Below are 25,028 nucleotides of genomic sequence, written 5' to 3' on the forward strand. Positions count from 1 at the left end.
GTTCAATCCTTTAATTCGTTATGACTGAGTAACAGTCTTGGTTTGAGAGTCAGTTGATTTAAGCTTATTTCGGCGCTCCACCTCGTCGTAAACGCCTTTGTCAAACAACATCAGTAGAGTCGGTAGGAAGATGAAATCCACAACAAGGGCAATAAAGATGACAATGGCACTCAGCTGTCCCATATCGGCATTTAAACGGAAGCTCGACATCGCCAGAACAGAGAAACCAGCAACAAGCACGACCGTCGTAATCCAAAGCGCGCGCCCCACGGTGCGAAAGGCGTAGCGAACCGCTTGCTCCGCACTGTGGCCATCTTTACGAGCGTGTTGATATTTAGAAAGAAAGTGAACGGCGTCATCGACAACAACACCAAGCGTTAATGTCACAACGACAGACAATCCCAAGTTAATCTCGCCAGAAACCAGCGCCCAAATACCAAAACCAATAAGCGCAGGAGCAATATTCGGGACAAGACTAATTAAGCCAAGCTTGAACGAACGCAAGGCAAAGATCAGTAATGCAGAGATTAAGACAAGAGTAATGGGCAAGGTTGACAGCATGCTGGCCATATTCGTTTCACCAATATGCGCAAACATCAATGAAGGACTAGAAGCAACAACATCATATTGAGGCGCGTTTTCGTTAAACCATTGGTAAATGCGATTTTCCAAATCAACAAGCTCGACGCTGCCCAAGTTCTCCACGGTGAGAACCATCTTGATCGACGACTTATCTACATTGATTTGGTTGTTCAAATCTAAACCATACGGTAGTGACATTTCATAAAGCAGCAGATATTGAGCCGCTAATTCTCTGTCTTGAGGGAGCGAGTAATAAGCCTGATCATCTCCATGCATGTTCTTGTTTAGGCGCTTATAAACATCGCTCAAGGTCGCAACATGGTCCGTTTCTAGCTGCAACCTTAGCCAGTCAGTAAATTTACCCACGGTATTGAGAAAATTAGGATCCGCAATACCCTGCGATTCGTTGGTTTTTATCGCGATACTGATGTTCGCCATGCCACTGATTCGCTCTTCCATAAAATCAGCCGCTCGGCGAAATTCATTGCTATGGCCAAAGTACTCGACGGATTCATCATTGACTTTGTTCAGTGGAATCAAGCTCGCACTCGCGACAATAACAAGCACCGACAACGGCAATAAAGCATGTCGCTTTGACACCACGAAATCTCCTAAATGATCCATAAAGTGCTTTCTTTCATCAGAAGTATCCGACTTCACCGTAACCGGAAGGATATTAAGCAAGGCGGGAAGTAACGTGATGGAAAGGAAACAAGCAACCATGACGCCAAGGGCTGATAGGTTGCCGAAATCTCTCAGGATTGGAGAATCCGACATATTCATCATTAAAAAGCCGATCGCGGTGGTAATGGAGGTAATCAAGATAGGCATGAAATTGAGCGCAATACTTCGCTCAATAGAGTGGGCTTTACTAAAGCCGTTTTGCATAGACTGACGCAGTGTCGCGATGATGTGTACACAGTCTGCGACGGCAAGCGTCATCACCAAGGTAGGCACATTAACGGTCGCCGTGCTTAAGAACATACCAGCCCATCCTGACAAGCCCATTGTAACCATAACCGAGCCGATAATAACGATGAGCGTCGCGATGACGCTAAGCAATGAGCGCAACATGATGGTCAGAAACACCAATATCACTAGTAACATAGTTGGCACTAATGTTGCGCTATCATCTTGGGCTGCGGTCATAAACGCGTAGTTCATTGCAATAATACCAGCCTTGTGGAATTCCGTGTCTGGGTACACTTGCTGATAACGCTCAATCATTCCGTTTATGTAAGCAACCACCTCTTGTACTTCAGCAGTTTTATCTATTTCAGGGAGTTGGACCGTAATGTTTACGACCGTGACATCTCCTTTTTCAGAAATCAGTGAACTTTTCAAAACCGGCTCACTCAACGCAATACTTTTGACTTTCTCTATTCGTTGAGGTGTCAATTCATATTCGCTATACAGTAAATCTTCGACAAGAAGATCATCTTCAAACGCTTCGGTATGCTGGTAGTTAGCGAGGGAATCAACGCGGGTGGAGTATGGAACTTGCCACGCCTCGTCAGTGATCTGCTGAATAAGAGATAATGTGCTAGGAGTAAAAACAGTGCCGCTCTTTGGTGCTATAACCAAAGCAAGACTGTCAGATTTTGCAAAGGTGGTTTGAATTTCATCAAACGCAAGTAACTGCTCATTTGTTCCATCAAAGAAGATGTCGTAATCTCCTCTAAAGTAAAGATTTTTTCCTCCAATAGTTGCTATGACAATCAATAAAACGGTAGCAAGCATCACCAATACACTGCAATTCGTTGGTAGCTTACCACACCCTGAACGGGCGTATTGTTGAACGTTGTGATGTGGCATCACACTCTCCTTTTGTGACGTTTCGTCAAATTTAAAAACTAAAAAAACAGCAAATGCTGTAAATAACCAGACAAACTCGACATGCAAACTTTAGATCGAATGAATTTGGCTACATAAGTTAGTTTTTAGTAACTTCCTATGCTTCTCGTGATCATTGGCTGAACGCCAACCTTCGAGATTTAATGACGATTCGTCACAATAGTGCGATAAAAAAGCCAACCATAACGTCAGATTGGCCTTTCCAGTTTATTAGCGATTCACTGACTCTAAATAAGCAAGCTCTTCACTAAATAACTCCTGCTCCACTCGACGCCAGGTTTTACGGTAGTCCCATTCTGTAGATAAAGGCGACCAACCTAAACCATCAAGTAACATATTCGCGTTGTGCAGTACTGAGAATGGGTCTTGAATTCGCTGAATACATCGACTGTTCGATGCATTTTGCGCCAAAGCGTTTGAACCGAATGCAATAGACCAGTTTGCGAATACAATAGCATCAGAACCAATTGCGGGAGAAAACTTAAGATCACCACATTCTACCGCATTGTTCACCAGCGCATCAGCACCATCTATTACTTGTTCTTCCAAGTTATTCAGTTCATTCACACGTTTAGGCGAAGCCTTCTCTAGAACCCAAGGCGTCTTTGCAACAATCGCACAAGTTGATAGTACTGGCTCCATACGAGCGTAAATACGATAACCTACATGCATCGCAATGATTTTTTCTCTGGTATTGCCATTAAATTTGGCGGTACGTTCGAAAAATATTGCTTCGCTTTTCAGCGAATGAATACAAAGCGCAAGAATCACATCTTCTTTGCTGCAAAAATGATTGTAGATCGTCCCTTTAGAGTAAGGGCTTGACGCTGTAAGCTTGTCCATCGTTAAGTTGGCAAAGCCTTGCTCTTGAACTAAAGACTTAGCCAATTGAATAAGCTCTATCTCACGATCAGCAATCGCCTGTTGCTTTTTTGTTAGCCCTGAAGACACACGACATCCGTCTTGCTTGCTATATTTTTTACAGCGAAAGTTAAACATAATCCTTTGATCCGTATACCAACACACTCCCAATAATTGTAACACGATTCTTTAATACAGGAACGCAACTAAAGTTGACGAACCGTCACAAATGACACTTCGTCATAATAGATCAAAAAACAAACATTTCAAGTATGAATTTATAATTAGAAGATAAATAGCTACCAATTATGCATACCCAAGTAGCTACAGGATGCTTGGTTCAACGAGAATGGTTTCTTTGTAGAGGAAGCGAGAGAGGCTTTGGGAGGAACAACGAAGGAAATCAGCATGTTAAAAATAACGAAAGTAGATGCTGAACAGGTATTTTTCGAAATAAGCCCAAAACACTTTAAGTCTGAATTAAGAGCAAACACCGCTGAATGCCCTACTTACAAAGTATTTGCTGTCTTAGGCTTTTTCTTTTGCAACGCCCTTTCAGAAACTCTCTTCAAAAAAGGCTCAAAATCTATATAGATAGGCTTGGCTTATCACCTGCAGATGCGATGGCATAACGAATATCATCAATAAATCGCCCCTCTGTCTCAATAATGCCGTCAGAGAATGTGACTGGCTGATGTGGCCCAGCAAGTAGAACAATATTAGTAAAATCAGAGACATTAAAGTTCTCTGCTACAACATTTTTGGAATGAAAATCGATGACGGTCTTTGCGACTTGATCTTCCAGTAACAAAAGCTGTTCTTCGGTAATTTTCATACGCGCCAAAGCAACGCGAACACACTTATCGTGGGTAGTCGTCTGCTCTTTTATGATTTCGGTATATTTGTCGTTGAGCTTGGAGTTTTCTGCATAGCTATAATATAAAGGCCCGTGCAGCGTTATATTTTTATCTTCATCAACGTAAACGAGATCCAACAACTCTAATGCTTTTAAGTAATCGGACATGCTCTGCTCAGACAAGTCATACTTTTTCTTTAAAATAGAATAGCCGTCTTTACCTCGTAACATTCTCAATTCACGATAAAAGTCGTAAAGGTGAGGGAATTGAAAGAATACTTCATCCTGTGTGCGACTAAAGTAATCCTCGTCTTCACCTTGCAATTGATTTGCGAGCTTTTGTAGTTCATCTAACGTGCAATCAACCGCTCTACAATATTCCAGCAACTTATCTAAAGCGAGATTCGTGCTTGTAAGATGTCTCTTAAAGGTAGATAGTGGCATACCCATTTTCTCAGATAGCTCTCGATATGTTAGCCCTTTTGTTTTAATCGCTTGGCGTAATGCGGCTAGCAAGTATTCGGGAGTCAGATCTCTCATCTACAATTCCTTTTGGCAATGTTACAGCTGTATAGTATTTGTAACAATTTAGAACCGCTTGGCAAGGTATAAGTTCATATTTTTATAAGAAAAACATGAATTAATATACCGAAAAGAGAATTCACACAACAAATGAAAAATTCAATATGAATTCAATTTCATTATAGATATAAAATAATATGCAAAATAAAAGTGAAGCAATTACTCTAAATCATCGTGATTAATTTTAATAGTAACGTAAAGTTGAGAATATAAACCTATTCTCTCTACAAAAATCTAGAATAATTAACCTAAAAGGAACAGAACGGTAAATGCATAATAATTCACCGCTCTCTATTAGCATTTTTGCAATGCTATTCAAGTAGACTAGTCCGCTAGTTTCACTGCAGTACCAAATGCCAAAATTTCCGAAGAACCATCTACGATTGAGCTTGTGGTAAATCGAATCCCTACTATTGCATCGGCACCTTTAGATTCAGCGTCCGCCACCATGCGCTGTATAGCAATATCACGCGCGTCGGTCATCATTTCCGTGTAACCACGAATTTCGCCGCCAACAATGCTCTTGATACCCGCCATGAGGTCACGGCCAATATGTTTTGATTGAACAACATTACCAGTTACAACCCCTCTGATTTCAGAGATCTGCTTGCCAGGAATGCTTTCGGTCGTTGTGTAGATCATTTTTAATCCCTTATAAACGTAAAAATTTATACCCAAGCTACCTTGTAACTAACATAAGATGCTAACCAATAAATTGAGAAGACTGATAGACAATACTCTAAATAGCCAAGATAAAAGTCATTTGGGTATAAATTTTAGCAATAAAAAAGGAGAGCTAATGCTCTCCTTCTCTTAATCCTAAACTGCTAATTAAAGAGCAGCTTTCGCTTTTTCAACTAGAACTGCAAATGCAGCTTTGTCGAATACTGCGATGTCCGCAAGGATCTTACGGTCGATCTCGATAGATGCTTTCTTAAGACCGTTGATGAAACGGCTGTAAGATAGACCATTTTGACGAGATGCCGCATTGATACGTGCAATCCATAGTTGACGGAATTGACGTTTCTTAGCGCGACGGTCACGGTAAGCGTATTGACCAGCTTTAGTAACTGCTTGGAAAGCTACGCGGTAAACGCGTGAACGCGCACCGTAGTAACCTTTAGCTTGTTTTAGAACTTTCTTATGACGTGCACGAGCTTGTACACCACGTTTTACGCGAGGCATTATGCTTCTCCTAAACTAAACGATTGATAACTACAAAGAATTAAGCGTATGGCAACATACGGATTACTGCAGCCACTTCACATTTTGGAAGGATTGCATTCGGACGTAGTTGACGCTTGTTCTTAGTAGTACGCTTAGTCAGGATGTGACGTTTTGTAGCGTGCTTGTACTTAATACCACCAGCAGTTTTCTTAAAACGCTTAGCAGCACCTTTGTTGGTTTTCATCTTAGGCATGATGAATAACTCCGCATTGAGTAGGTTTAATAAACAACGTAATTAGGGCGAACAAAACCCAGCCATATGCCTTTATATAAAGGAAAGCGGCTAGGTTTTAATTACTTGATGAGCCGTTAATTACTTCTTTTTAGGGGCTAGCACCATGATCATCTGGCGACCTTCAATCTTCTTAGGGAAAGATTCAACTACAGCAATTTCTGCAGTATCTTCCTTAAGACGATTTAGAACGTCAACACCGATGTCTTGGTGTGCCATCTCTCGGCCACGGAAGCGAATTGTTACTTTCACTTTGTTGCCTTCTTCAAGGAAACGCGTCAGGTTGCGTAGTTTTACCTGATAGTCTCCAATATCAGTTCCAGGACGGAATTTTACTTCCTTGATCTGGACCTGCTTTTGCTTCTTCTTCTGCTCTTTAGCAGTTTTGCTCTTCTCGAAGAGGAACTTACCATAGTCCATCACACGACAAACAGGTGGCTCGGCGTTAGGACTGATCTCAACGAGATCCATACCAGCTTCTTCAGCAGCTGCAATGGCTTCTTGAATCGATACAACACCAACTGATTCACCGTCAGCGCCTGTTAGTCGAACTTCACGAATACCACGAATTTCACCGTTGATACGGTGCGGGTTTTGTTTTACCGGCTGTTGGCCACGTCTTCCGCCTTTAATAGCTTATTCCTCCAGATTGAGCTTACGGCTAGAGATCTCGTCTTGGATGTATGCAATAAAATCATCCACTTTAAATTTACCAAGATCTTTACCTTTACGAGTACGCACTGCAATTTCGCCAGCTTCCATTTCTTGGTCACCAACAACAAGCATATACGGTACACGCTTCAAAGTATGTTCGCGGATTTTAAAGCCAATCTTCTCATTTCTCAAGTCCGCTTTAGCTCTAATTCCACTTTTTTGTAGTTTTTGTACTATTTCTTGAACATAACCTGACTGTTTATCAGTAATGTTCATAAGAACTGCTTGTTCTGGCGCCAACCAAGTTGGGAAGAAACCAGCATATTCTTCGATAAGGATACCGATGAAGCGCTCTAGTGAACCTAGAATCGCACGGTGAATCATTACCGGTACAAGACGTTCATTGTTTTCACCTACATAAGTTGCACCTAAGCGACCTGGTAGGTTGAAGTCTAGCTGGACAGTACCACACTGCCACGCACGGTCTAGACAATCGTATAGTGTGAATTCAATCTTAGGACCGTAGAACGCACCCTCGCCTTCTTGAATTTCGTATGGGATATCCATCGATTCAAGAGACTGCTTCAATGCTTCTTCAGATTGATCCCAGATTTCATCTGAACCTACACGTTTCTCTGGACGAGTAGACAGTTTCACTACGATGTTGTCGAAACCAAATGTTTGGTACGTATCGTACACCATCTTGATACAGTTTGTTACTTCTTCTTGAATTTGGCTCTCAGTACAGAAAATGTGAGCGTCATCCTGAGTAAAGCCACGTACACGCATAATACCGTGTAGTGCACCAGATGGTTCGTTACGGTGACATGAGCCAAACTCAGCCATACGTAGCGGTAAGTCGCGGTACGATTTTAGACCTTGGTTGAAGATCTGTACGTGACCTGGACAGTTCATTGGCTTAATCGCGTATTCACGGTTCTCAGAAGAAGTTGTGAACATTGCATCAGCGTATTTGTCCCAGTGCCCAGAGCGTTCCCAAAGAACACGGTCCATCATAAGTGGACCTTTCACTTCTTGGTAACCGTACTCATCTAGCTTAGCGCGGATGAATACTTCTAGATCACGGAAGATAGACCAACCATTGTGATGCCAGAACACCATACCCGGTGCTTCTTGCTGCATGTGGAATAGGTCGAGTTGCTTACCAATCTTACGGTGATCACGCTTCGCCGCTTCTTCTAGGCGAGTTAGGTGCGCTTTCAGTGCTTTCTTGTCGTGGAAAGCCGTACCGTAGATACGTTGAAGCATTTTGTTGTCGCTGTTACCACGCCAGTAAGCACCTGCAACATTCAGCAAAGTGAAGTGTTGACAGAAGCTCATGTTAGGAACGTGAGGACCACGACACATGTCGATGTATTCTTCATGGTGGTAAAGGCCTGGACGATCATCACGAGATACGTTTTCGTCTAGGATTTCCACTTTGTATGGTTCGCCACGTGATTCAAACGTATCACGCGCTTCCTGCCAGCTTACTTTTTTCTTAACCACTTCGTACTTGGTTTTCGCTAGCTCTTTCATACGCTTTTCAATCTTTTCAAGATCTTCTTGCGTTAGAGATTCGTCCAAGTCGATATCGTAGTAGAAGCCATTGTCGATGGTTGGACCGATCGCCATTTTAGCTTGAGGGTAAAGCTGCTTAAGAGCGTGACCAAGAAGGTGAGCACAAGAGTGACGAACGATTTCTAGACCGTCTACTTCATCTTTAACTGTGATGATTTCAAGGCTTGCGTCTTCTTCAATTAGATCACACGCATCAACGCGGTTACCGTTTACACGACCAGCGATAGTTGCTTTTGCAAGACCAGGACCGATCGATTGCGCAACTTCCATAGTAGAAACTGGGTTGTCAAATTGACGCTGACTGCCGTCAGGAAGAGTAATAATAGGCATGCTATGTCCTTTACAGTGGTGTTGCACACCAAGCAACACATGTTATTCAAATTAGAAGCTATTTGTTGAAAATAGTTGAGAGTCAATAAAGGCCTCTCGGTAACACGAATACCGGACCGTTATCGAAAATGGGATTGTACCTAGCTCACATTTAGAATGCAAAGCGCGATTTTGTTTTGTCATAAGAACTTAACCGCAGACCCGTCACGACAATCTGATCATGCTTTTTTAAGAGACCGCATAGCTGATGAATGGAATTGCCCCTCAATGAACTTACACAACAAATTACAATATCCCCTATTACGTGTGAACCGATACAAAGCCTAACACGCTGGGCGAGAGCTCAACGTGCGATTTAGGTATATAGTTGTTTTATAGAGTAGTTTGTATGTAGGTATTCATCATGGTCTATTTCAAATCGCGCTTTATGGTGCTTCTAAGCACCTCGATATGTTCTTTGCAAGCCTTCGCATCAAATGACTTATATGGCCCGCTGCGTTCTTACGCACAATCCCCAATGCAAGTGGTTAGTCACACCAACATACTGCGTTCAGGACATAGTCTGCCCTATGGTTTTGTCGAAGCCTATGGTTCAGGAACCGTGGCAAGTGTTTGGGCTCATACTGATGAATACGCACTGGATTATTACCACAATCAAATCGAATTAGGCAGCAAATGGCAAGTCAGCAACCGTTGGCAGTTGGAGCTCAACTATCGATGGGTCTTTGCCGCTGACAACCATTTAGATGGACTGACGAAAAGCTTCCATAAACTTTTCGGTATCGGACAAAATGGGCGGGATAAAGTAGACAGAGATCGTTTTTACATTTCAATGCCGCAATATGATGTGCTTGAAGATGATTTCGAAGGACAAACACTGGCCAATAACCTATCTACTTACTTACAGTATCAAGTGTTCCAAAATGAACATCACGGCCTATCGATTGGCGGCAGTTTGTATTTTAACGATGTGGCTCACGGCACTTTTCAAGGTAGCAGTTTCGAGCAAGGCTTCCAATTAAACTACAGCTACTTAAGTGATGCTCATGCATTTTATTCGATGATTGGCATGACTTTTCGCTCGGATGACCGTGCCTTGCTCGATCTGCCCTATCGACATAATACGATTGCCATTGCGGGTGGGTACCGTTATGCCTTAGAAGATAACCATCACCTGATGTTGGAATATCATTGGTATCAAGGGTCAACAGAAGGACCCACAGAGTTTGCTGATGCCTCTAATGAACTGGTATTGGGCTATCGATATCTAATGGAAAATTCAGCGCTTGAGTTTTTAGCCGTAGAGAACGCAAGAAACATGGATAACAGTACCGATATCGCTTTCACAATAGGATATCGGTACATATTTTCATCAAGGTGATGAGAGCTATAGATTTAGCGTTGGTGCAACTGCGGCTGCGACTTGAGCATCGGTTGCATTGATCGGCAACGTAAACGAGCGATATTGGTCACCAGCCAAGCTGAGCGAACGGTCAATCTCTGCCAAACAATGCATGACCTGCCCTTCCAGAATAAAAGAGAGCTCAATTTCTTTTGATGAGATAAAGCCGCTGTTACGGAACTCTAGCTCTTGATAAATACCAGAGCGAGAGGCAAACGAGCCACCGCGCAAAAAGCCTTTTTCAACATCGGCTTTAACCATAGTGAAGCCAGCTTGCTCGATCGCTTGAATAACCCGAGATGCTACTGGTAGTGGTTTCACTTCAATATAGTCACGGTCACGCGGATCAATTGCAAAATCAATATCTAACGTCGTCTCGACCCAAACATGACATTGATTCTTAAGTGCGCTAACCGCAGTAATTGGTGTTTCGTCATGCAGTTTTAGCTCAAACGGAACCTGCTTTTCTTCATTAGGTTGAATCACAAAAGGGTCAACTGCTTTCAATTGATCGATAGTGAAGGTTTGATAACTTACGCTATCATCCACTTCGACTTTCATTTCCGTGTTCAATTTAATCGTAATAGCATCAATTTGTTGTTCGACGTCTCCACCTTTGATATGAACCTGCCCTTTCAGCGTCGCTCCTTGAAACACGCTCATTTCGTCCAAAATGGTATCTACTTTTGCAGAGCCGATCCCCAGTGATGCTTTCAATTTTTTAAACATATTTTTCCTTTTTTAGCGACTTTTCTTCTAATAATCGTTTGTTTACACAATTGTTTTCTGCTGTGCAAGCAATAGACCACAAGAAAATGCTTGAATTCAATCATCAAGCCAAATAATGCTCAACAGCAAGAGTCATTCAGCCCTGCAATAGGATTGTTCGGTCACTAAGCGGTACATTCGTCGAGAAATGTTTGCAATTTGTACCTAAATTAAGCAGTATTTGTATAGTCAAATAAAGGAAAATGATTATGTCTGCACCACTCTACATTCAAATTAAACAATTTATCCTGGATAAAATTGAGGCTGGAGAGTGGGTAGTTGGTCATCGCATCGCCACCGAGATTGAGCTTACCGAGCAATTTGGTGTCAGTAGAATGACAGTGAACAAAGCAATTCGGGATTTAGTTAATGAGGGCCGATTACAACGTCGCCCACGCTTAGGCACGTTCGTGTGTGATCCTGGTGAAAAGTCAGAATCTCCCCTGCTAGACATTCGAAACATTGCCGAAGAAGTCAGCGATAGAGGGCGAAAGTATGGCAGTAAAGTGCTCAAACAGATTGCTATAAAAGCAGATGACAACATTGCGACAAAACTCGGCGTTATGTTAGGCACGACAGTGTTTTACAGTGAAATTATTCACTATGAAGACCAAACGCCGATTCAATTGGAGCTCCGCTGGGTGAATAGCCAATATGCCCCGAGTTATTTAAATCAAGACTTCACACAAATCACTCCAAATCAATACCTGTCAGATAATTGCCCACTCAGCGCGATAGAACATACTGTAGAGGCAATTGTGCCTGAAAGCCGTATTAAGCAAGACTTAAAAATGCAAGCCAATGAACCTTGCCTTCTCTTGAATCGCAGAACGTGGAGCCAAGATAAGTTAGTCAGTACCGCCCTACTTTATCACCCTGGTAACAAATATAAGCTGAGCTCAAAAGTGCTCATTTAAGGACAAGATTTGTCCTCTAGATCTACGTTTTGATCACATTTTAGCAACATCAATCTTGTCAGTGTTCTTATTTTGCTCTATTTATTTGTATATACATTTAATGATACAAATAAACACAGGGACACAAACATGGATTTGCTGATTGAAAACGCACGTCTAGTTACCATGCAATCGGGAGAATGCGGATACCTTCCAACGCCTCCAGCGCGCATTGGTATTAAATCTGGAAAAATCGTTGCGATCAGTACTTGTGCCATTGGTGAAGACGCACCGCAAACCGAGTCTCTGCTGTCTGCCCAACATTACGCTCAGAGTATCGACCTTCAAGGCAAGTTAGTTCTGCCAGGTTTGATCGACTGCCACACTCATCTTATTTACGCGGGCAATCGTGCCAACGAATTTGAAATGCGCTTAAACGGCGTGCCATATCAAGAAATTTCCAAACAAGGCGGTGGGATACTTTCAACGGTGCATGCGACGCGTTCAGCAACCGAAGCGCAATTAGTTGAGTTAGCGTTGCCACGTTTAGACGGGCTACTCGCGAGCGGCGTCACTTCTGTCGAAGTGAAATCAGGCTACGGATTGACACTGAATGATGAAGTAAAAATGCTCCGTGCAGCCAAAATGCTTGAACAAGAGCGCAAAGTTAAAATCACCACTACACTTCTCGCCGCTCACGCCATTCCGCCAGAGTTCCAAGGTCGTGCAGATGATTATATTGAGCACATTTGTCAGGACATAATCCCTGTTGTCGCAAAGGAAGAATTAGCTACGAGTGTCGATGTTTTTTGTGAATCGATTGGTTTCAATCTTGAACAAACAGAAAAAGTGTTTGTAGCTGCAAAACGTCACGGCTTAAAGGTTAAAGGGCATACTGAGCAGCTTTCTAATCTCGGTGGTACAGCCCTCACTGCGCAATACAACGGTCTGTCAGCGGATCACATCGAGTTTTTAGATGAGCAAGGTGTTAAAGCACTTGCTCGATCAAACACTGTCGCCACTCTATTGCCTGGCGCTTTTTATTTTCTAAGAGAAACTCAGTTACCACCGATTGAGTTGTTGAGAGAGCATAACGTGCCGATGGCAATTGCTACGGACGTCAACCCAGGTACATCACCATTTTCTGATCTCACACTCATGCTGAATATGGCGTGCACACTATTTCGCCTTACACCGCAAGAAGCAATGCGTGGTGTAACGCAACATGCAGCCAAAGCTCTGGGTTATCAAAACTCACGTGGCGAAATCAAAGTAGGGTTTGATGCGGACTTCTCTATCTGGGATATCGAAAGCCCTGCGGATTTAAGCTATCAAGTCGGAGCAAAACGTCTGGTAGGTCGTATAGTAAATGGTGAATACATTTCACACGGAGGCCAATAATATGTCTCAATTCGACCTACACTCTCCCCTATTTCATTGGCAAGGCCGTCATGATGCCGAGGACGGCAAGCTTGGTCAGCGAATTCATCACGTTGTTCAACGCCAAAAAGCAGATGAGTTGAGTGCCGTTGCGCATGGCGTCTCATTACTCGGTTTTGCTACCGACGCTGGCGTTGCGAGAAACAAAGGACGCATTGGCGCGAAAAAAGCGCCAGACTTAATCCGACGAGCACTCGCTAATTTAGCATGGCACCAAGACGCCCCACTATATGACTTAGGTACTGTGGTGTGTGAAGACGACTTACTGGAAGAGAGCCAAGCTCTATGTGCAGCAACCATTTCAAGCGCACTGCCCCATACGCCAGTCATCGTGCTAGGTGGTGGGCATGAGATTGCGTGGGCCTCGTTTTCCGGCTTAGCGGAATATTTTAAAGCGCACCATCCAGAGAAGAAGCCTAAAATCGGCATTATTAATTTCGATGCTCATTTCGATTTGCGCGCATTTGAGAGCAACCTCACCGACATAAGACCAAGCTCTGGCACCCCCTTCAACCAAATTCATCATTTTTGCCAACGCAACGATTGGGACTTTCATTACGCTTGTATTGGTGTAAGCCGCAGTAGCAACACTAAAGCGCTATTTGAAAAAGCAGATGCGTTAAATGTTTGGTATGTAGAGGACAATCAGCTCTGCTACCTAAACCACAGTTATCACTTAACTCAGCTTCAGCATTTTATTGACGACTGTGACTACCTCTATTTGACCATTGATCTGGATGTATTTCCTGCCGCAACCGCACCTGGAGTCAGCGCACCAGCAGCTCGGGGAGTGAGTTACGACACTATTGCACCCTTTTTAGATCGAATTCTTCATTACAAAAATAAGCTAATGCTGGCTGATATCGCCGAATACAACCCAAATTATGACGTCGATAGTCAAACTGCACGATTAGCTGCCCGTTTGTGTTGGGATATCGCCAACGCGATGGCGGAAAAACAGCACAAACCATAATGCATCCCAGATGCCACTGATTATTACGACCAAGCAAGTACTTGGTCATCACGAGAAACTAAAGGAGTCTGAAATGACACAGCGCCAGGGACAAGATCCACGACTTGATACAAGCAGAACAATTCGTGCACCTCACGGAGATAAACTGCGCGCAAAATCTTGGCTAACCGAAGCCCCTCTTCGTATGCTGATGAACAACCTTGATCCTGATGTTGCAGAACATCCACATTCACTGGTTGTATATGGCGGCATTGGCCGAGCAGCGCGAAACTGGGAATGTTACGACAAGATTGTTGAAGTACTTGAAAGACTCGAAGATGACCAAACGCTTTTAGTTCAATCAGGCAAGCCTGTTGGTGTTTTCCCTACTCATAAAAATGCCCCACGCGTGCTTATCGCAAACTCAAACCTTGTTCCGCATTGGGCAAACTGGGAACACTTCAACGAGCTAGATAAACAAGGCTTGATGATGTACGGCCAAATGACCGCTGGCAGCTGGATATACATTGGCTCGCAAGGTATCGTACAAGGCACATACGAAACGTTCGTATCTGTTGCAAAAAAACACTTTGACGGTGAAGCAAAGGGCCGTTGGATTCTAACAGGTGGTCTTGGTGGCATGGGTGGTGCTCAACCTCTCGCTGGTACAATGGCGGGCTTATCCATGATTGCAGTAGAGTGTGATGAATCACGTATCGATTACCGCCTGCGTACAGGCTATGTCGATAAGAAAGCGACTTCTTTAGATGAAGCGCTAGCTATCATTAAAGAGTCAGACACACCAGTATCGGTTGGTCTACTAGGTAATGCAGCAGACGTTTTCTCTGAGCTGGTAGAACGTAATATCACGCCTGATGTCGTAACAGACCAAACGTCTGCACACGACCCGCTCAATGGCTATTTACCACAAGGCTGGAGCATGTCTCACGCAGCAGAAATGCGTTTGCAAGATGAAGCAATGGTCGTAAAAGCAGCGAAAAAATCCATGGCTGTGCAAGTTCAAGCGATGTTAGAGCTGCAAAATCGCGGCGCCGCAACACTCGACTACGGTAACAACATCCGCCAGATGGCCTTGGAAGAAGGCGTAGAAAACGCATTCGATTTCCCTGGCTTCGTTCCAGCCTACATTCGTCCTCTATTCTGTGAAGGTATCGGTCCTTTCCGTTGGGCTGCTCTCTCTGGCGATCCTGAGGACATTTATAAAACCGACCAAAAAGTAAAAGAGCTAATTCCAGATAATCCGCACTTACATAACTGGCTAGATATGGCTCGCGAACGCATCCAGTTCCAAGGTTTACCTGCGCGTATTTGCTGGGTTGGTCTTAAAGATCGTGAGCGTCTTGGTCAAGCATTCAACGAAATGGTGAAAAATGGCGAACTTAAGGCGCCCGTTGTCATTGGTCGAGACCACTTAGACTCTGGCTCTGTAGCAAGCCCGAACCGTGAAACCGAAGGTATGATGGACGGTTCTGACGCCGTATCAGACTGGCCATTATTAAACGCGCTACTCAACACGGCGGGCGGCGCAACTTGGGTTTCACTGCACCACGGTGGTGGCGTAGGTATGGGTTTCTCGCAACACTCAGGTATGGTTATCTGCTGTGACGGCAGTGAAGATGCCTCACAACGTATTGCCCGCGTGCTGCATAACGACCCAGCAACAGGCGTGATGCGTCATGCTGATGCGGGATACGATATCGCTAAACAATGTGCAGCAGAGCAAGGGCTAGATTTGCCAATGCTCAACGAAGAACTGAAGAAGCTCAAGTAAGGATGAAAGAGATGTTAAATTTAACGCTAAAGCCAGGTCATATTAGCTTAAACGAACTACGCCAAGTGAGCCGTTCACCAGTCAACCTTACTTTGGATCCTGAAGCCATTCCGGCCATTGAAGAAAGCACACAGGTCGTAGACCGAGTCATCGCGGAAGATAGAACGGTTTACGGAATTAACACTGGTTTTGGGCTATTGGCTAACACACGAATAGCACCAGAAGATTTAGAAACACTGCAACGCAGTATCGTTCTTTCTCATGCGGCAGGTATCGGTGAGTTTATGTCAGATGAAACGGTTCGTCTGATGATGGTATTAAAAATCAATAGTCTGTCTCGTGGCTTTTCTGGGATTCGCCTAAAAGTCATTAATATGCTGACCGACCTAGTCAACGCACAAGTTTACCCTTGCGTACCTAAAAAGGGCTCTGTTGGCGCATCAGGTGACTTAGCTCCTCTAGCCCATATGAGCACAGTATTACTGGGAGAAGGACAAGCTCGCCACAACGGTAATATCATTTCCGGGCAAGAAGCATTAGAAATCGCAGGTCTAGAGCCTATCACTCTGGCGCCAAAAGAAGGCTTAGCGCTACTAAATGGGACTCAGGCATCCACAGCGTTCGCATTGGAAGGCCTGTTTATCGCGGAAGACCTTTTCGCGTCAGCAACCGTTTGTGGTGCAATGTCTGTTGAAGCCGCTCTAGGCAGCCGACGTCCATTCGATCCGCGCATTCACCGTGTACGTGGTCATCGCAGCCAAATGGACGCAGCACTCGCATACCGTCATTTGTTAGACACATCGAGTGAAATAGGTGATTCGCACACTAACTGTGAAAAAGTACAAGACCCGTATTCTTTGCGTTGTCAGCCTCAAGTGATGGGTGCGTGTTTACAGCAAATCCGCAATGCGGCGGAAGTATTACAAGTAGAAGCGAACTCCGTATCAGATAATCCGTTGGTGTTTGCTGAAGATGGTGACATCATCTCTGGCGGTAACTTCCACGCGGAGCCTGTTGCAATGGCAGCCGACAACCTAGCACTTGCGATTGCCGAGATCGGCAGCTTGTCTGAACGTCGTATGGCATTACTTATCGATAGCGCGCTATCAAAACTGCCACCGTTCTTAGTCGACAATGGTGGTGTGAACTCTGGTTTCATGATTGCTCAGGTTACCTCTGCTGCGTTAGCAAGTGAAAACAAAACGCTCGCTCACCCAGCGTCAGTAGACAGCTTGCCAACATCAGCAAACCAAGAAGATCACGTTTCAATGGCAACCTTCGCGGCTCGCAGATTGAAAGAAATGGGAGAAAACACTCGCGGCATTCTGGCGGTCGAATACCTCTCAGCAGCACAAGGCCTAGACTTTAGAGCACCAAACAAGTCTTCTGAGCGTATCGAGATTGCCAAACAAATGCTGCGTGACAGAGTATCGTTCTACGATAAAGATCGCTACTTTGCTCCAGACATTGAACAGGCAAACACTCTGCTTAAGCTGGCTATCCACAATACACTCATGCCAGAGAGCTTGTTACCAAGTGTTCGATAATTAAGCATAACTGGCATTTCACCGAATAACCAGATGATGACTTGAAGGCTCTACGTTCTGCGTGGAGCCTTTTTACATACGATTAAACATGTTGATGGCACTATTTATGAACGCCAGTCTACTTTGATGGCTATACTTTAAAAGATAGGCGAGCGAAAAGGTCGTTGTTTATTGTTTTCACAAATAAAAGCGTTGCTAAAGTATGCGTTTTTAACGGTTTATCCGCCGAAATAGTGTCTTATTGTTAGGATACGGTGAAGTTTTCACTGGATGGACCATTGCTACGCAGATATTCGCATATAATCCCACACAGTTTTGGTTACTACGTAAAAATTATGTTTCTAACACCTTATTTTTCAAACACTAATCACCAGTTTCAGTTCACTCGCGAACAAGCAAGCCACTTTGCAAAACGTGTCGCAGGTGACTACAACCCAATTCATGATGAAGACAACAAACGCTTTTGTGTCCCTGGGGATTTACTTTTCGCTGTGCTTCTTAGTAAAGAAGGCGTTAGCCAAAAGATGCGTTTTAACTTCTCTGGCATGGTAAACGATGGTGTAGCACTTCATATTGAAAATAAGTGTGACAAAGAAAGCGCTGTTGTTGACGAGGCAGGTAAAGAATACTTACACATGTCCCGTGAAGGTGAAACTAACCACGATCCGGCATTTATTGAGCATGTAGTGACAAATTACGTGCAATTTTCTGGTATGAACTTCCCTCACATCATGGTTCCTCTTATGGAAGAGAAGCAAATGATGATTAACTGCCAGCGTCCATTAGTTATTTATGAAAGCATGGAAGTCGAATTTTCACGCTTAGACCTTACGCATCCAGAGGTGGATTTCACTGGCGCAACATTCGACGTAGAAGGAAAACGAGGTGTAGTCACCTTAAACTTTGCGTTTAAAGAAGACGGTGAAGTCGTTGGTAAAGGTATTAAGCGCATGGTTGCAAGTGGCTTGAAGCCATATGACCAAGAAGCGGTTGACGACCTTGTACGCCGCTTTAATGAACGTAAGGACGCATTCCTAGCAAAGTTCGTTAAGGCAGCCTAGTCGACTGCCCTATCAGAAGCGCTCAAAAAACGTGTTTACTAAAAGAAAGCCCAACGTCGATCGTTGGGCTTTCTTTTTATGTCTCATCCAAACAAAACTAAACGCAATGCTTAGAGCCAACGACGAACATGATTTTTATAATCCACATACTCCTCACCAAACAATCGCTCTAGAACGCGTTCCTCAGGCTTGATTTGAAACCGATTCATATAACTGACAAATATCACGCCACAAAGCACCACACTCAAGTGCTGCCACCACAAACCAGTTGCTATGATTAGAAGCAATAATGCCGTGTACATAGGGTTGCGTGAAAAGGCAAACACACCAGTTCTTACAACAGAAGATGCCGCTTCAGGTTTTACTGGGTTTACTGTGGTTTTTACTTTGCAAAATTCATACACGCCAGCAATGCCCATGTAGCCAGACAACAAAGTTAATACACCTACTACAAATTCAACAAAGGGTACTCGAATGTTCATGCTCGGCGTCAAAACTTTAAGTCCGTACATCAAAAGTATGACCAACAAAAACACCACAACAGGTGGGACTTTGAGTTCAAGTTTTTTCAAGATTCATATCCTTTGAAAGGGTCTAAATACGGTTTCTAAAAAGCCCAGTAAAACTGGGCTTGATTTAGTCCGATTACAACAAAGTTAACAATGCCTGAACGGGATGCTTGGGCTTCGTTCCTTCAAAGCGTTTAACTTGGCTGCGGCAAGAATAGCCTGTAATCAAACATCTCTCGTTATCCAACTTATCTAAGCTTGGCTTCCAGCTTAAATTGTAAATGTCTTTCGACATCGACAACTTATCAACCTCATGACCAAACGTACCCGCCATACCACAACAACCAACAGGTACCGTATTCAAAACTGCACCAAAGTGAGCAAAAATAGCGCCCCACTCTTTTTCCGCATTTGGCATTTTGGTTTTCTCAGTACAGTGCGCAAACAGATACCAAGGTTCCTGCGCCTTATGCTCTCCGCTTTCAAACGCTTCTAGTCTTGGGTAAAGCCATTCGTGGGCTGTTAGTACATCGAAATTACCTCGCTTACTGCCAAGCACTTCAGCGTATTCATCTCGATAACACAGCACCAAAGCAGGATCGACGCCAACTAATGGGATATCCAAATCCGCTACCATCGCCAAGAACTTCGCTGTGTCGGCTGCTGTGTCCTTAAACTGACGTAAAAACCCTTTAATGTGTTGTGCTTTACCATTCGGCTTAAACGGCAGAAGCACCGGATTCATGCCCAGCTTTTTCAATAACTTAACGAAGTCTTCAACGACATCAGCGTCGTAGTAGCTAGTGAATGGGTCTTGAACAATTAAAACATGCTTGCTCTTTTCAGACGAAGACAAACCACTGAGCGCTTGCAGATCATAAGGCGTTGTCAGCGACTCTACTCGTTGTTTCAAGGTGGGTACTGATAACAACGGCGCATCGACATACCCGACCGTAGATGCCGTTAAACTTTTCACCCACGACTGCTTCAAAACACCATTTACGACACCTGGCGCTTTTGCCATCATCGGCAGCATAGTCTCAATGTTCGCAACCAGATAGTCTTTTGCAGGACGTTGATAACGAGAGTGATAGATGTTTAAAAAACGTGAGCGAAAGCTCGGAACATCGACTTTAATCGGACACTGACTCGCACACGCTTTACACGCCAAACAACCATTCATCGCTTCATACACTTCGTGAGAGAAGTCATACTCGTGACGACGATTGATAGAATGACGTACGCGGTCAATCATGGTTTTGATTGATGTTCTGTTTTCTAGTGTTTGCTTTTCTAAGTCAAGAATATCAATGCCTTGCTCAGTAAGCTGACGCAACCACTCGCGAACCAAACCCGCACGACCTTTCGGTGAATGACGACGATCGGCTGTTACTTTCATCGATGGACACATTGGCGAGCTGGTATCATAGTTAAAACACAAACCGTTACCGTTACATTCCATCGCTTGTTTAAAGCTGTCACGTACTTGAACGTCAATCTGACGGTCATAGTAACCACGTTTGGTATCGGTAACTTTGACAAGCTCTGCATCACTATCCAGCGGTGTACAGATTTTGCCCGGGTTCATTTTGTTGTGTGGATCGAATGCCGCTTTCACACGTCTCAGTTCAGTAAACAACTCGTCGCCGAAAAACTCAGGGCCATATTCTGAACGGAAACCTTTGCCGTGTTCACCCCACATCAAACCGCCGTATTTCGCCACCAGCTTGACCACTTCATCAGAAACTTCGTGCATCAATGCTTCTTGGTGCGGGTCACACAAATCCAACGCAGGACGTACGTGAAGCACCCCGGCATCGACGTGACCAAACATGCCGTAATTCAGAGATTTGCTGTCTAACAGCTCTCGAAACTCTACAATGAAGTCCGCCAGATTTTCTGGTGGCACACAGGTATCTTCAGCAAATGCGACCGGTTTAGCGCGGCCTTTTGCTGCGCCTAACAAACCCACCGCTTTTTTACGCATGTTGTAAATACGCCCGATACTCGCTACATCGTTACAGACTTGGTAACCGATGATGCCCGCTTCTTCTGTTTCCAGCATGGTATCGAGCTTGGCGGTCAGCGATGCAACCTGCGCTGCAACTTCTTCTTCGTCCTGACCTGCATATTCCACCATATTGATGCCAAGCATCTCTTTATTTGGAACATCGGTAAGCAAATCACTCACGGTGTGCCAGACGATATCTTGCTTCGCGAGATTAAGCACTTTCGAGTCAACGGTTTCTACAGACAGCGCTTTCGCTTCGACCATCAACGGTGCATTACGCAGTGCAGAATCAAAGCTGTTGTATTTAACGTTAACCAAAGTACGCGCTTTCGGAATTGGCGTCAGGTTAAGCTTCGCTTCGGTAATGAATGCCAATGAACCTTCAGCGCCGCACAGTACTCGTGTGATATCGAAACGGTCACCTTCTTCATTCAAGGCATTTTTTAAATCGTAGCCCGTTAAAAAGCGGTTAAGAGGAGGAAACTTATCTACGATCTGCTGGCGTTTTTCACGACATACGGATTCCGTTACACGTAGCGCCTTGGCAGCAAACTCGTCTTCTTTTGGGTAGCCGTTGGACAGGTCTGATTCTAAAACTGAGCCATCAGCAAACACCGCTTGTAGCGACAAAACATGATCGGATGTTTTTCCGTATTTCAGAGAACCTTGACCAGAAGCATCGGTGTTGACCATGCCGCCAATCGTTGCACGGTTACTGGTAGATAAGTCTGGAGAGAAGAAGTAGCCATAAGGGCGAACTGCGTCATTTAACTGGTCTTTCACTACACCAGTTTGTACACGAACCCAGCCTTCTTTCTCATTAATCTCAAGCACTTTGTTCATGTGGCGAGACATATCCACCACAATACCTTTGGTTAGCGACTGACCATTGGTCCCCGTGCCGCCACCACGAGGTGAAAAGGTAATTCGTTCGTACTTTTCTTTATTGCTCAGTTTCCCGAGGAGAGAAACATCTTCTGTCGTTTTGGGATGAACGACAGACTGAGGAAGTTGCTGGTAAACACTGTTGTCAGTGGCAACCGCTAGTCGACTTGAATATTGGCTTTCGATATCACCAGTGAATCCGGCGTGCTCAAGCTCTTTCAGAAAACTAAGAACAAGAGGATCGACATCAGTTTGCGAGTGTAATCTTGGTAACATTTGCTTCCTGCCCCTACGACGCTGATCCGATCAGCTGCGGGTTGTGTAATTATTTGCTCACTTCTCATACAAATTGGCGCTAAGCGAAAAAAACACCACAAAAGAGTTAGTGAAGTAATATTCTTTGAATTTCGTCACTTTACAACATTTAAAAAGACGAGCAAATCAGAATCTCGATACAATAATTAAACTTATGCTTTATTTTTTCACGCTTGATGCCTTACATTGGGGAACGAATCGCGTTTCTAGATGAGTTTTCAGAATGAAAAAAAATAAAATTGTGACCACTGAAGATATCCTTCTCAAACTTTGCCAGTCTGTTTCTGGCGTACTTACTTCGGCGACATCTTCTCAAGTAAATTATTCAGCAATGGTGCAAAAAATCCACAAGACTAGCCTCAAACCAGATTTTGGCTGTTTTGTTCTGTTTGATGGCGGATTTACCGGGCTAGTTGTGATTAATTTTACGGCAAAAGCCGCACTGGAGATCTACACCAACTACATGCGTAATATGGGCATGCCAGAAGAAGAACTGGCAATATCTCATACTTCTGACGAGGTAGGCGATGTTCTGGGTGAACTCATGAATCAACTGGTCGGAGACTTCACTAATAAAATTCGTAAAGACCTGCAAACGAACATCACACAAAACCAACCAAAAATGCTGGCGCTGAATAAGCAAGTTATCTTACAAGTTGATACCAACCTTGACCGCCCTCAAGCGCGCAGAGTGACGTTCTCCACCGAAAACAACAATATTTTCTATCTCGAGCTAGCAATGGATAAAACTGAGTTCATCCAACTGGAAGAGTTTGAAGTTGCTGAAGACGAAAACCCAGACGACATTTTAGAGGCAACACGTAAACAGTTGGCTGAGAAAGAATCTAAATCGTCGGGATCAAACGATGATGCCGATGACTTGCTCAACCAGCTCGGGTTGTAATTCTAACGAATCTTAATGAAGAATGGCTTCTTAGACACAAGTACGACTTCATACTGATTACGACGAACTAAAACGCCAGCCTCGCTTAATGCGAGGCTTCTTTTTATGTGCAGAAATTATCTTCAGTCCCACCTTGTATTTCGTTTTTATGTCAAAAAAGGTAATATGTCTGACTTCATAAATTTTCTGCTTTCGTTACTGGTTGTCGATGGATAAACAAAAAGCTCTGAAAAAAATCGCCAAGTGCTTAGAACTGGGCAATTCCGCTAATGTTAATGAGGCTGCCAATGCTATCAAAATGGCACATCGCCTCATGCTTAAATATGGTCTCGATAAAGACGATATTGAGTTCATCAGAATGGGAAAAACACAATCTTCTCATCTGCTACCAGCGAACATCAGTTCTACCATATTGCGAGTGATTCGCGGCATTAACACAAAATTCGGTGTCGAAGCAGTATTGTTGAATCACAAAGGGCTCAAACGTGTCGAATTTATCGGTGAAGCAGATCGCGCTATTTTTGCTGCATTTGCTTTCGATATTGTTTATCGCGAGATGAACGAAAGTACCGGACAATTCCGAAACAGCTTTGCTGGCACCGGCACCTCTTCTCAGGAAGTGACTCGCCGTGTGAACTCATTTGTATCTGGCTGGGTGGAAGGCGCGATTGAAAAATTGCCAATTATTTCTCCAGATGAAGAGTCGGCCAATAAAATTAATGACTATATTGATAAAGAATTCCAAAACATTGACCGCGAAACGTTCAAGAAGCAATTGAAAGAAGCGATGAAAAACCTAACTGAAGACTACGAAGTGGGCTTAAAGAAAGGTAGAAAGGTTTCAGTTAATCGTGGAGTGGGCGGCGAACAAGCACGCAAAATGTTGGGCGATTCATCGAAATAGCCAGGATAGTAAAGGATTCACATAAGCAGCAATGACTTCGATGTCGATGGGACTTACTTTGAGAGCTTTGGCAGTATTGATAGGAATTTTCTTACAGAAACTCTTATCAATCTTACTTTCTCATAACAAATATTAATGCTTGTTTATTCATAATTCGCATCCCATTATGAGGCATGGTTTCGCCTCAGTTTTATACGGAGATTTTCCCTTGAAAAAGATGCCTATTGCACTAGCTTTAGTGCTAGCTCTTACTGGCTGTCAAGCCACTCAACGCCAAAATGCAACAACGGGTGAATACGAAACTAACTCAACCACGCAAGGCGCGCTTATTGGTGCGATCGCTGGCGCAGCAATCGGCCTAGCAACGGGTGATGATGCTAAAGAACGTCGTCAGCATGCACTCATTGGTGCAGCCGCAGGCGGAGCGACTGGCGCTGGCGTTGGTTACTACTTTGACCAACAAGAAGCGGAATTACGTCGCGCTTTGCTAAACTCTGGCGTACAAGTTCAGCGTGTTGGTGAAAATCAGCTTTTACTGCGTATGGAAAACGGTATCGGCTTCTCTTCAAGCTCTTACCAACTTGATGCTAGTATCCATAACACTCTACGCGGTGTTGCTCGCATCCTAGTTGAGTACCCAGATACCAGTCTCGTTATTGATGGTTACACGGATAGCACAGGCAGTGAGTCATACAACCAAACGTTGTCAGAGCGCCGTGCAGAGTCCGTACGTCAATTCCTAGTATCTCAAAACGTTGCACCTGGTCGTGCAATTGCACGCGGCTACGGCGAACGTAACCCAATTTGCTCAAACCAAACTTCTGAAGGTCGTGCGTGCAACCGTCGTGTTGAAATCCAGATCTTGCCACTGAAGTAATTTGGT

At 44.0% G+C, this 25,028-nt stretch carries 22 protein-coding genes; 11 read left to right on the forward strand and 11 right to left on the reverse strand.

The features are described 5' to 3' along the window. Window positions 1-18: 18 nt before the first annotated feature. Together R7Z41_RS00435 and R7Z41_RS00440 are read right to left on the reverse strand one after the other, a co-directional pair. On the reverse strand, window positions 19-2,397 hold the full coding sequence (locus R7Z41_RS00435) for an efflux RND transporter permease subunit (RefSeq protein WP_262678692.1): 2,379 nt from the start codon (window positions 2,395-2,397) through the stop codon (window positions 19-21). Between the two features lie 249 nt (window positions 2,398-2,646). Then, window positions 2,647-3,435, reverse strand: a complete 789-nt coding sequence (locus tag R7Z41_RS00440; RefSeq protein WP_005377913.1) for a TetR/AcrR family transcriptional regulator — start codon at window positions 3,433-3,435, stop codon at window positions 2,647-2,649. Between the two features lie 270 nt (window positions 3,436-3,705). On the opposite strand from R7Z41_RS00440, the gene R7Z41_RS00445 reads away from it, so the two are divergent. Further along, window positions 3,706-3,891, forward strand: coding sequence for a hypothetical protein (locus tag R7Z41_RS00445; protein ID WP_206969840.1), 186 nt, complete (start codon window positions 3,706-3,708; stop codon window positions 3,889-3,891). Here R7Z41_RS00445 and R7Z41_RS00450 read toward each other — a convergent pair. The 6 genes from R7Z41_RS00450 to thrS form a co-directional block, all read right to left on the reverse strand. After that, a complete protein-coding gene (locus R7Z41_RS00450) occupies window positions 3,884-4,693 on the reverse strand; it encodes a helix-turn-helix domain-containing protein (RefSeq protein ID WP_005377917.1) in 810 nt (269 codons plus the stop codon). The two genes, R7Z41_RS00445 and R7Z41_RS00450, sit on opposite strands and share 8 nt — an antisense overlap. 366 nt (window positions 4,694-5,059) lie before the next feature. Continuing rightward, on the reverse strand, window positions 5,060-5,377 hold the full coding sequence (locus tag R7Z41_RS00455) for a heavy metal-binding domain-containing protein (RefSeq protein ID WP_005377919.1): 318 nt from the start codon (window positions 5,375-5,377) through the stop codon (window positions 5,060-5,062). A gap of 189 nt (window positions 5,378-5,566) precedes the next feature. After that, the gene (rplT, locus tag R7Z41_RS00460; RefSeq protein ID WP_004727974.1) at window positions 5,567-5,920 is read right to left on the reverse strand and encodes a 50S ribosomal protein L20; all 354 of its coding nucleotides are present in this window, start codon (window positions 5,918-5,920) and stop codon (window positions 5,567-5,569) included. A 40-nt stretch (window positions 5,921-5,960) separates the two neighbouring features. Next, the gene (gene rpmI, locus R7Z41_RS00465; protein WP_005377932.1) at window positions 5,961-6,155 is read right to left on the reverse strand and encodes a 50S ribosomal protein L35; all 195 of its coding nucleotides are present in this window, start codon (window positions 6,153-6,155) and stop codon (window positions 5,961-5,963) included. Between the two features lie 120 nt (window positions 6,156-6,275). Next, complete coding sequence (gene infC / locus R7Z41_RS00470) at window positions 6,276-6,827, reverse strand: translation initiation factor IF-3 (protein ID WP_080276913.1); 552 nt, start codon at window positions 6,825-6,827, stop codon at window positions 6,276-6,278. A 3-nt stretch (window positions 6,828-6,830) separates the two neighbouring features. Further along, complete coding sequence (gene thrS / locus R7Z41_RS00475; RefSeq protein ID WP_005395892.1) at window positions 6,831-8,759, reverse strand: threonine--tRNA ligase; 1,929 nt, start codon at window positions 8,757-8,759, stop codon at window positions 6,831-6,833. Between the two features lie 403 nt (window positions 8,760-9,162). Between thrS and R7Z41_RS00480 the strand changes: the two genes are divergently transcribed. Further along, complete coding sequence (locus R7Z41_RS00480) at window positions 9,163-10,140, forward strand: DUF3187 family protein (protein ID WP_053303168.1); 978 nt, start codon at window positions 9,163-9,165, stop codon at window positions 10,138-10,140. A gap of 6 nt (window positions 10,141-10,146) precedes the next feature. Here R7Z41_RS00480 and R7Z41_RS00485 read toward each other — a convergent pair whose 3' ends face one another. Next, window positions 10,147-10,890, reverse strand: a complete 744-nt coding sequence (locus R7Z41_RS00485; protein ID WP_158173818.1) for a sporulation protein — start codon at window positions 10,888-10,890, stop codon at window positions 10,147-10,149. Between the two features lie 248 nt (window positions 10,891-11,138). Between R7Z41_RS00485 and hutC the strand changes: the two genes are divergently transcribed. The 6 genes from hutC (at window position 11,139) to R7Z41_RS00515 (ending at window position 18,617) form a co-directional block, all read left to right on the forward strand. After that, window positions 11,139-11,846: a histidine utilization repressor gene (gene hutC / locus R7Z41_RS00490; RefSeq protein ID WP_017634851.1), complete on the forward strand. Its 708-nt coding sequence runs from the start codon at window positions 11,139-11,141 to the stop codon at window positions 11,844-11,846. 129 nt (window positions 11,847-11,975) lie between these two features. After that, the gene (gene hutI / locus R7Z41_RS00495) at window positions 11,976-13,226 is read left to right on the forward strand and encodes an imidazolonepropionase (protein WP_213905906.1); all 1,251 of its coding nucleotides are present in this window, start codon (window positions 11,976-11,978) and stop codon (window positions 13,224-13,226) included. A 1-nt stretch (window position 13,227) separates the two neighbouring features. Continuing rightward, entirely contained in the window at window positions 13,228-14,238 is a 1,011-nt protein-coding gene (gene hutG / locus R7Z41_RS00500; RefSeq protein ID WP_053350426.1) for a formimidoylglutamase, read from the forward strand. 73 nt (window positions 14,239-14,311) lie between these two features. Further along, window positions 14,312-16,009, forward strand: coding sequence for a urocanate hydratase (gene hutU / locus R7Z41_RS00505; protein ID WP_206969818.1), 1,698 nt, complete (start codon window positions 14,312-14,314; stop codon window positions 16,007-16,009). A gap of 11 nt (window positions 16,010-16,020) precedes the next feature. Continuing rightward, window positions 16,021-17,556 (forward strand): histidine ammonia-lyase, encoded by a 1,536-nt coding sequence (hutH, locus tag R7Z41_RS00510; RefSeq protein WP_206969815.1) that lies wholly within the window; start codon window positions 16,021-16,023, stop codon window positions 17,554-17,556. A gap of 335 nt (window positions 17,557-17,891) precedes the next feature. After that, window positions 17,892-18,617 (forward strand): DUF3581 domain-containing protein, encoded by a 726-nt coding sequence (locus R7Z41_RS00515; RefSeq protein WP_017821813.1) that lies wholly within the window; start codon window positions 17,892-17,894, stop codon window positions 18,615-18,617. A 110-nt stretch (window positions 18,618-18,727) separates the two neighbouring features. Here the strand turns inward: R7Z41_RS00515 and R7Z41_RS00520 are convergent, their stop codons facing one another. Continuing rightward, window positions 18,728-19,189, reverse strand: a complete 462-nt coding sequence (locus R7Z41_RS00520; protein ID WP_225477402.1) for a methyltransferase family protein — start codon at window positions 19,187-19,189, stop codon at window positions 18,728-18,730. Between the two features lie 73 nt (window positions 19,190-19,262). Further along, the gene (locus tag R7Z41_RS00525; protein WP_206969812.1) at window positions 19,263-22,298 is read right to left on the reverse strand and encodes an FAD-binding and (Fe-S)-binding domain-containing protein; all 3,036 of its coding nucleotides are present in this window, start codon (window positions 22,296-22,298) and stop codon (window positions 19,263-19,265) included. A 262-nt stretch (window positions 22,299-22,560) separates the two neighbouring features. Between R7Z41_RS00525 and R7Z41_RS00530 the strand changes: the two genes are divergently transcribed. From R7Z41_RS00530 to R7Z41_RS00540, 3 genes are all read left to right on the forward strand, one after another. After that, window positions 22,561-23,241 (forward strand): DUF3334 family protein, encoded by a 681-nt coding sequence (locus tag R7Z41_RS00530; RefSeq protein WP_005388843.1) that lies wholly within the window; start codon window positions 22,561-22,563, stop codon window positions 23,239-23,241. Between the two features lie 208 nt (window positions 23,242-23,449). Further along, entirely contained in the window at window positions 23,450-24,145 is a 696-nt protein-coding gene (locus R7Z41_RS00535) for a DUF2786 domain-containing protein (RefSeq protein WP_005377954.1), read from the forward strand. 217 nt (window positions 24,146-24,362) lie between these two features. Continuing rightward, window positions 24,363-25,022: an OmpA family protein gene (locus R7Z41_RS00540; RefSeq protein ID WP_005377956.1), complete on the forward strand. Its 660-nt coding sequence runs from the start codon at window positions 24,363-24,365 to the stop codon at window positions 25,020-25,022. The last annotated feature ends 6 nt before the right edge of the window (window positions 25,023-25,028 follow it).

The organism is Vibrio sp. 1457, from assembly GCF_033340195.1.
Taxonomy (GTDB): domain Bacteria; phylum Pseudomonadota; class Gammaproteobacteria; order Enterobacterales; family Vibrionaceae; genus Vibrio; species Vibrio alginolyticus.

What these genes read in the sequence shown, in the direction of transcription:
- R7Z41_RS00485 (WP_158173818.1), bottom strand. Translation starts at nt 10,890, where the DNA reads ATGTTTAAAAAATTGAAAGCATCACTGGGGATCGGCTCTGCAAAAGTA.
- R7Z41_RS00480 (WP_053303168.1), top strand. Translation starts at nt 9,163, where the DNA reads ATGGTCTATTTCAAATCGCGCTTTATGGTGCTTCTAAGCACCTCGATA.
- R7Z41_RS00540 (WP_005377956.1), top strand. Translation starts at nt 24,363, where the DNA reads ATGCCTATTGCACTAGCTTTAGTGCTAGCTCTTACTGGCTGTCAAGCC.
- R7Z41_RS00450 (WP_005377917.1), bottom strand. Translation starts at nt 4,693, where the DNA reads ATGAGAGATCTGACTCCCGAATACTTGCTAGCCGCATTACGCCAAGCG.
- hutI (WP_213905906.1), top strand. Translation starts at nt 11,976, where the DNA reads ATGGATTTGCTGATTGAAAACGCACGTCTAGTTACCATGCAATCGGGA.
- R7Z41_RS00535 (WP_005377954.1), top strand. Translation starts at nt 23,450, where the DNA reads ATGGATAAACAAAAAGCTCTGAAAAAAATCGCCAAGTGCTTAGAACTG.
- R7Z41_RS00530 (WP_005388843.1), top strand. Translation starts at nt 22,561, where the DNA reads ATGAAAAAAAATAAAATTGTGACCACTGAAGATATCCTTCTCAAACTT.
- R7Z41_RS00515 (WP_017821813.1), top strand. Translation starts at nt 17,892, where the DNA reads ATGTTTCTAACACCTTATTTTTCAAACACTAATCACCAGTTTCAGTTC.
- R7Z41_RS00525 (WP_206969812.1), bottom strand. Translation starts at nt 22,298, where the DNA reads ATGTTACCAAGATTACACTCGCAAACTGATGTCGATCCTCTTGTTCTT.
- thrS (WP_005395892.1), bottom strand. Translation starts at nt 8,759, where the DNA reads ATGCCTATTATTACTCTTCCTGACGGCAGTCAGCGTCAATTTGACAAC.
- R7Z41_RS00445 (WP_206969840.1), top strand. Translation starts at nt 3,706, where the DNA reads ATGTTAAAAATAACGAAAGTAGATGCTGAACAGGTATTTTTCGAAATA.
- hutC (WP_017634851.1), top strand. Translation starts at nt 11,139, where the DNA reads ATGTCTGCACCACTCTACATTCAAATTAAACAATTTATCCTGGATAAA.
- hutU (WP_206969818.1), top strand. Translation starts at nt 14,312, where the DNA reads ATGACACAGCGCCAGGGACAAGATCCACGACTTGATACAAGCAGAACA.
- R7Z41_RS00440 (WP_005377913.1), bottom strand. Translation starts at nt 3,435, where the DNA reads ATGTTTAACTTTCGCTGTAAAAAATATAGCAAGCAAGACGGATGTCGT.
- rpmI (WP_005377932.1), bottom strand. Translation starts at nt 6,155, where the DNA reads ATGCCTAAGATGAAAACCAACAAAGGTGCTGCTAAGCGTTTTAAGAAA.
- R7Z41_RS00455 (WP_005377919.1), bottom strand. Translation starts at nt 5,377, where the DNA reads ATGATCTACACAACGACCGAAAGCATTCCTGGCAAGCAGATCTCTGAA.
- R7Z41_RS00435 (WP_262678692.1), bottom strand. Translation starts at nt 2,397, where the DNA reads ATGCCACATCACAACGTTCAACAATACGCCCGTTCAGGGTGTGGTAAG.
- hutH (WP_206969815.1), top strand. Translation starts at nt 16,021, where the DNA reads ATGTTAAATTTAACGCTAAAGCCAGGTCATATTAGCTTAAACGAACTA.
- hutG (WP_053350426.1), top strand. Translation starts at nt 13,228, where the DNA reads ATGTCTCAATTCGACCTACACTCTCCCCTATTTCATTGGCAAGGCCGT.
- rplT (WP_004727974.1), bottom strand. Translation starts at nt 5,920, where the DNA reads ATGCCTCGCGTAAAACGTGGTGTACAAGCTCGTGCACGTCATAAGAAA.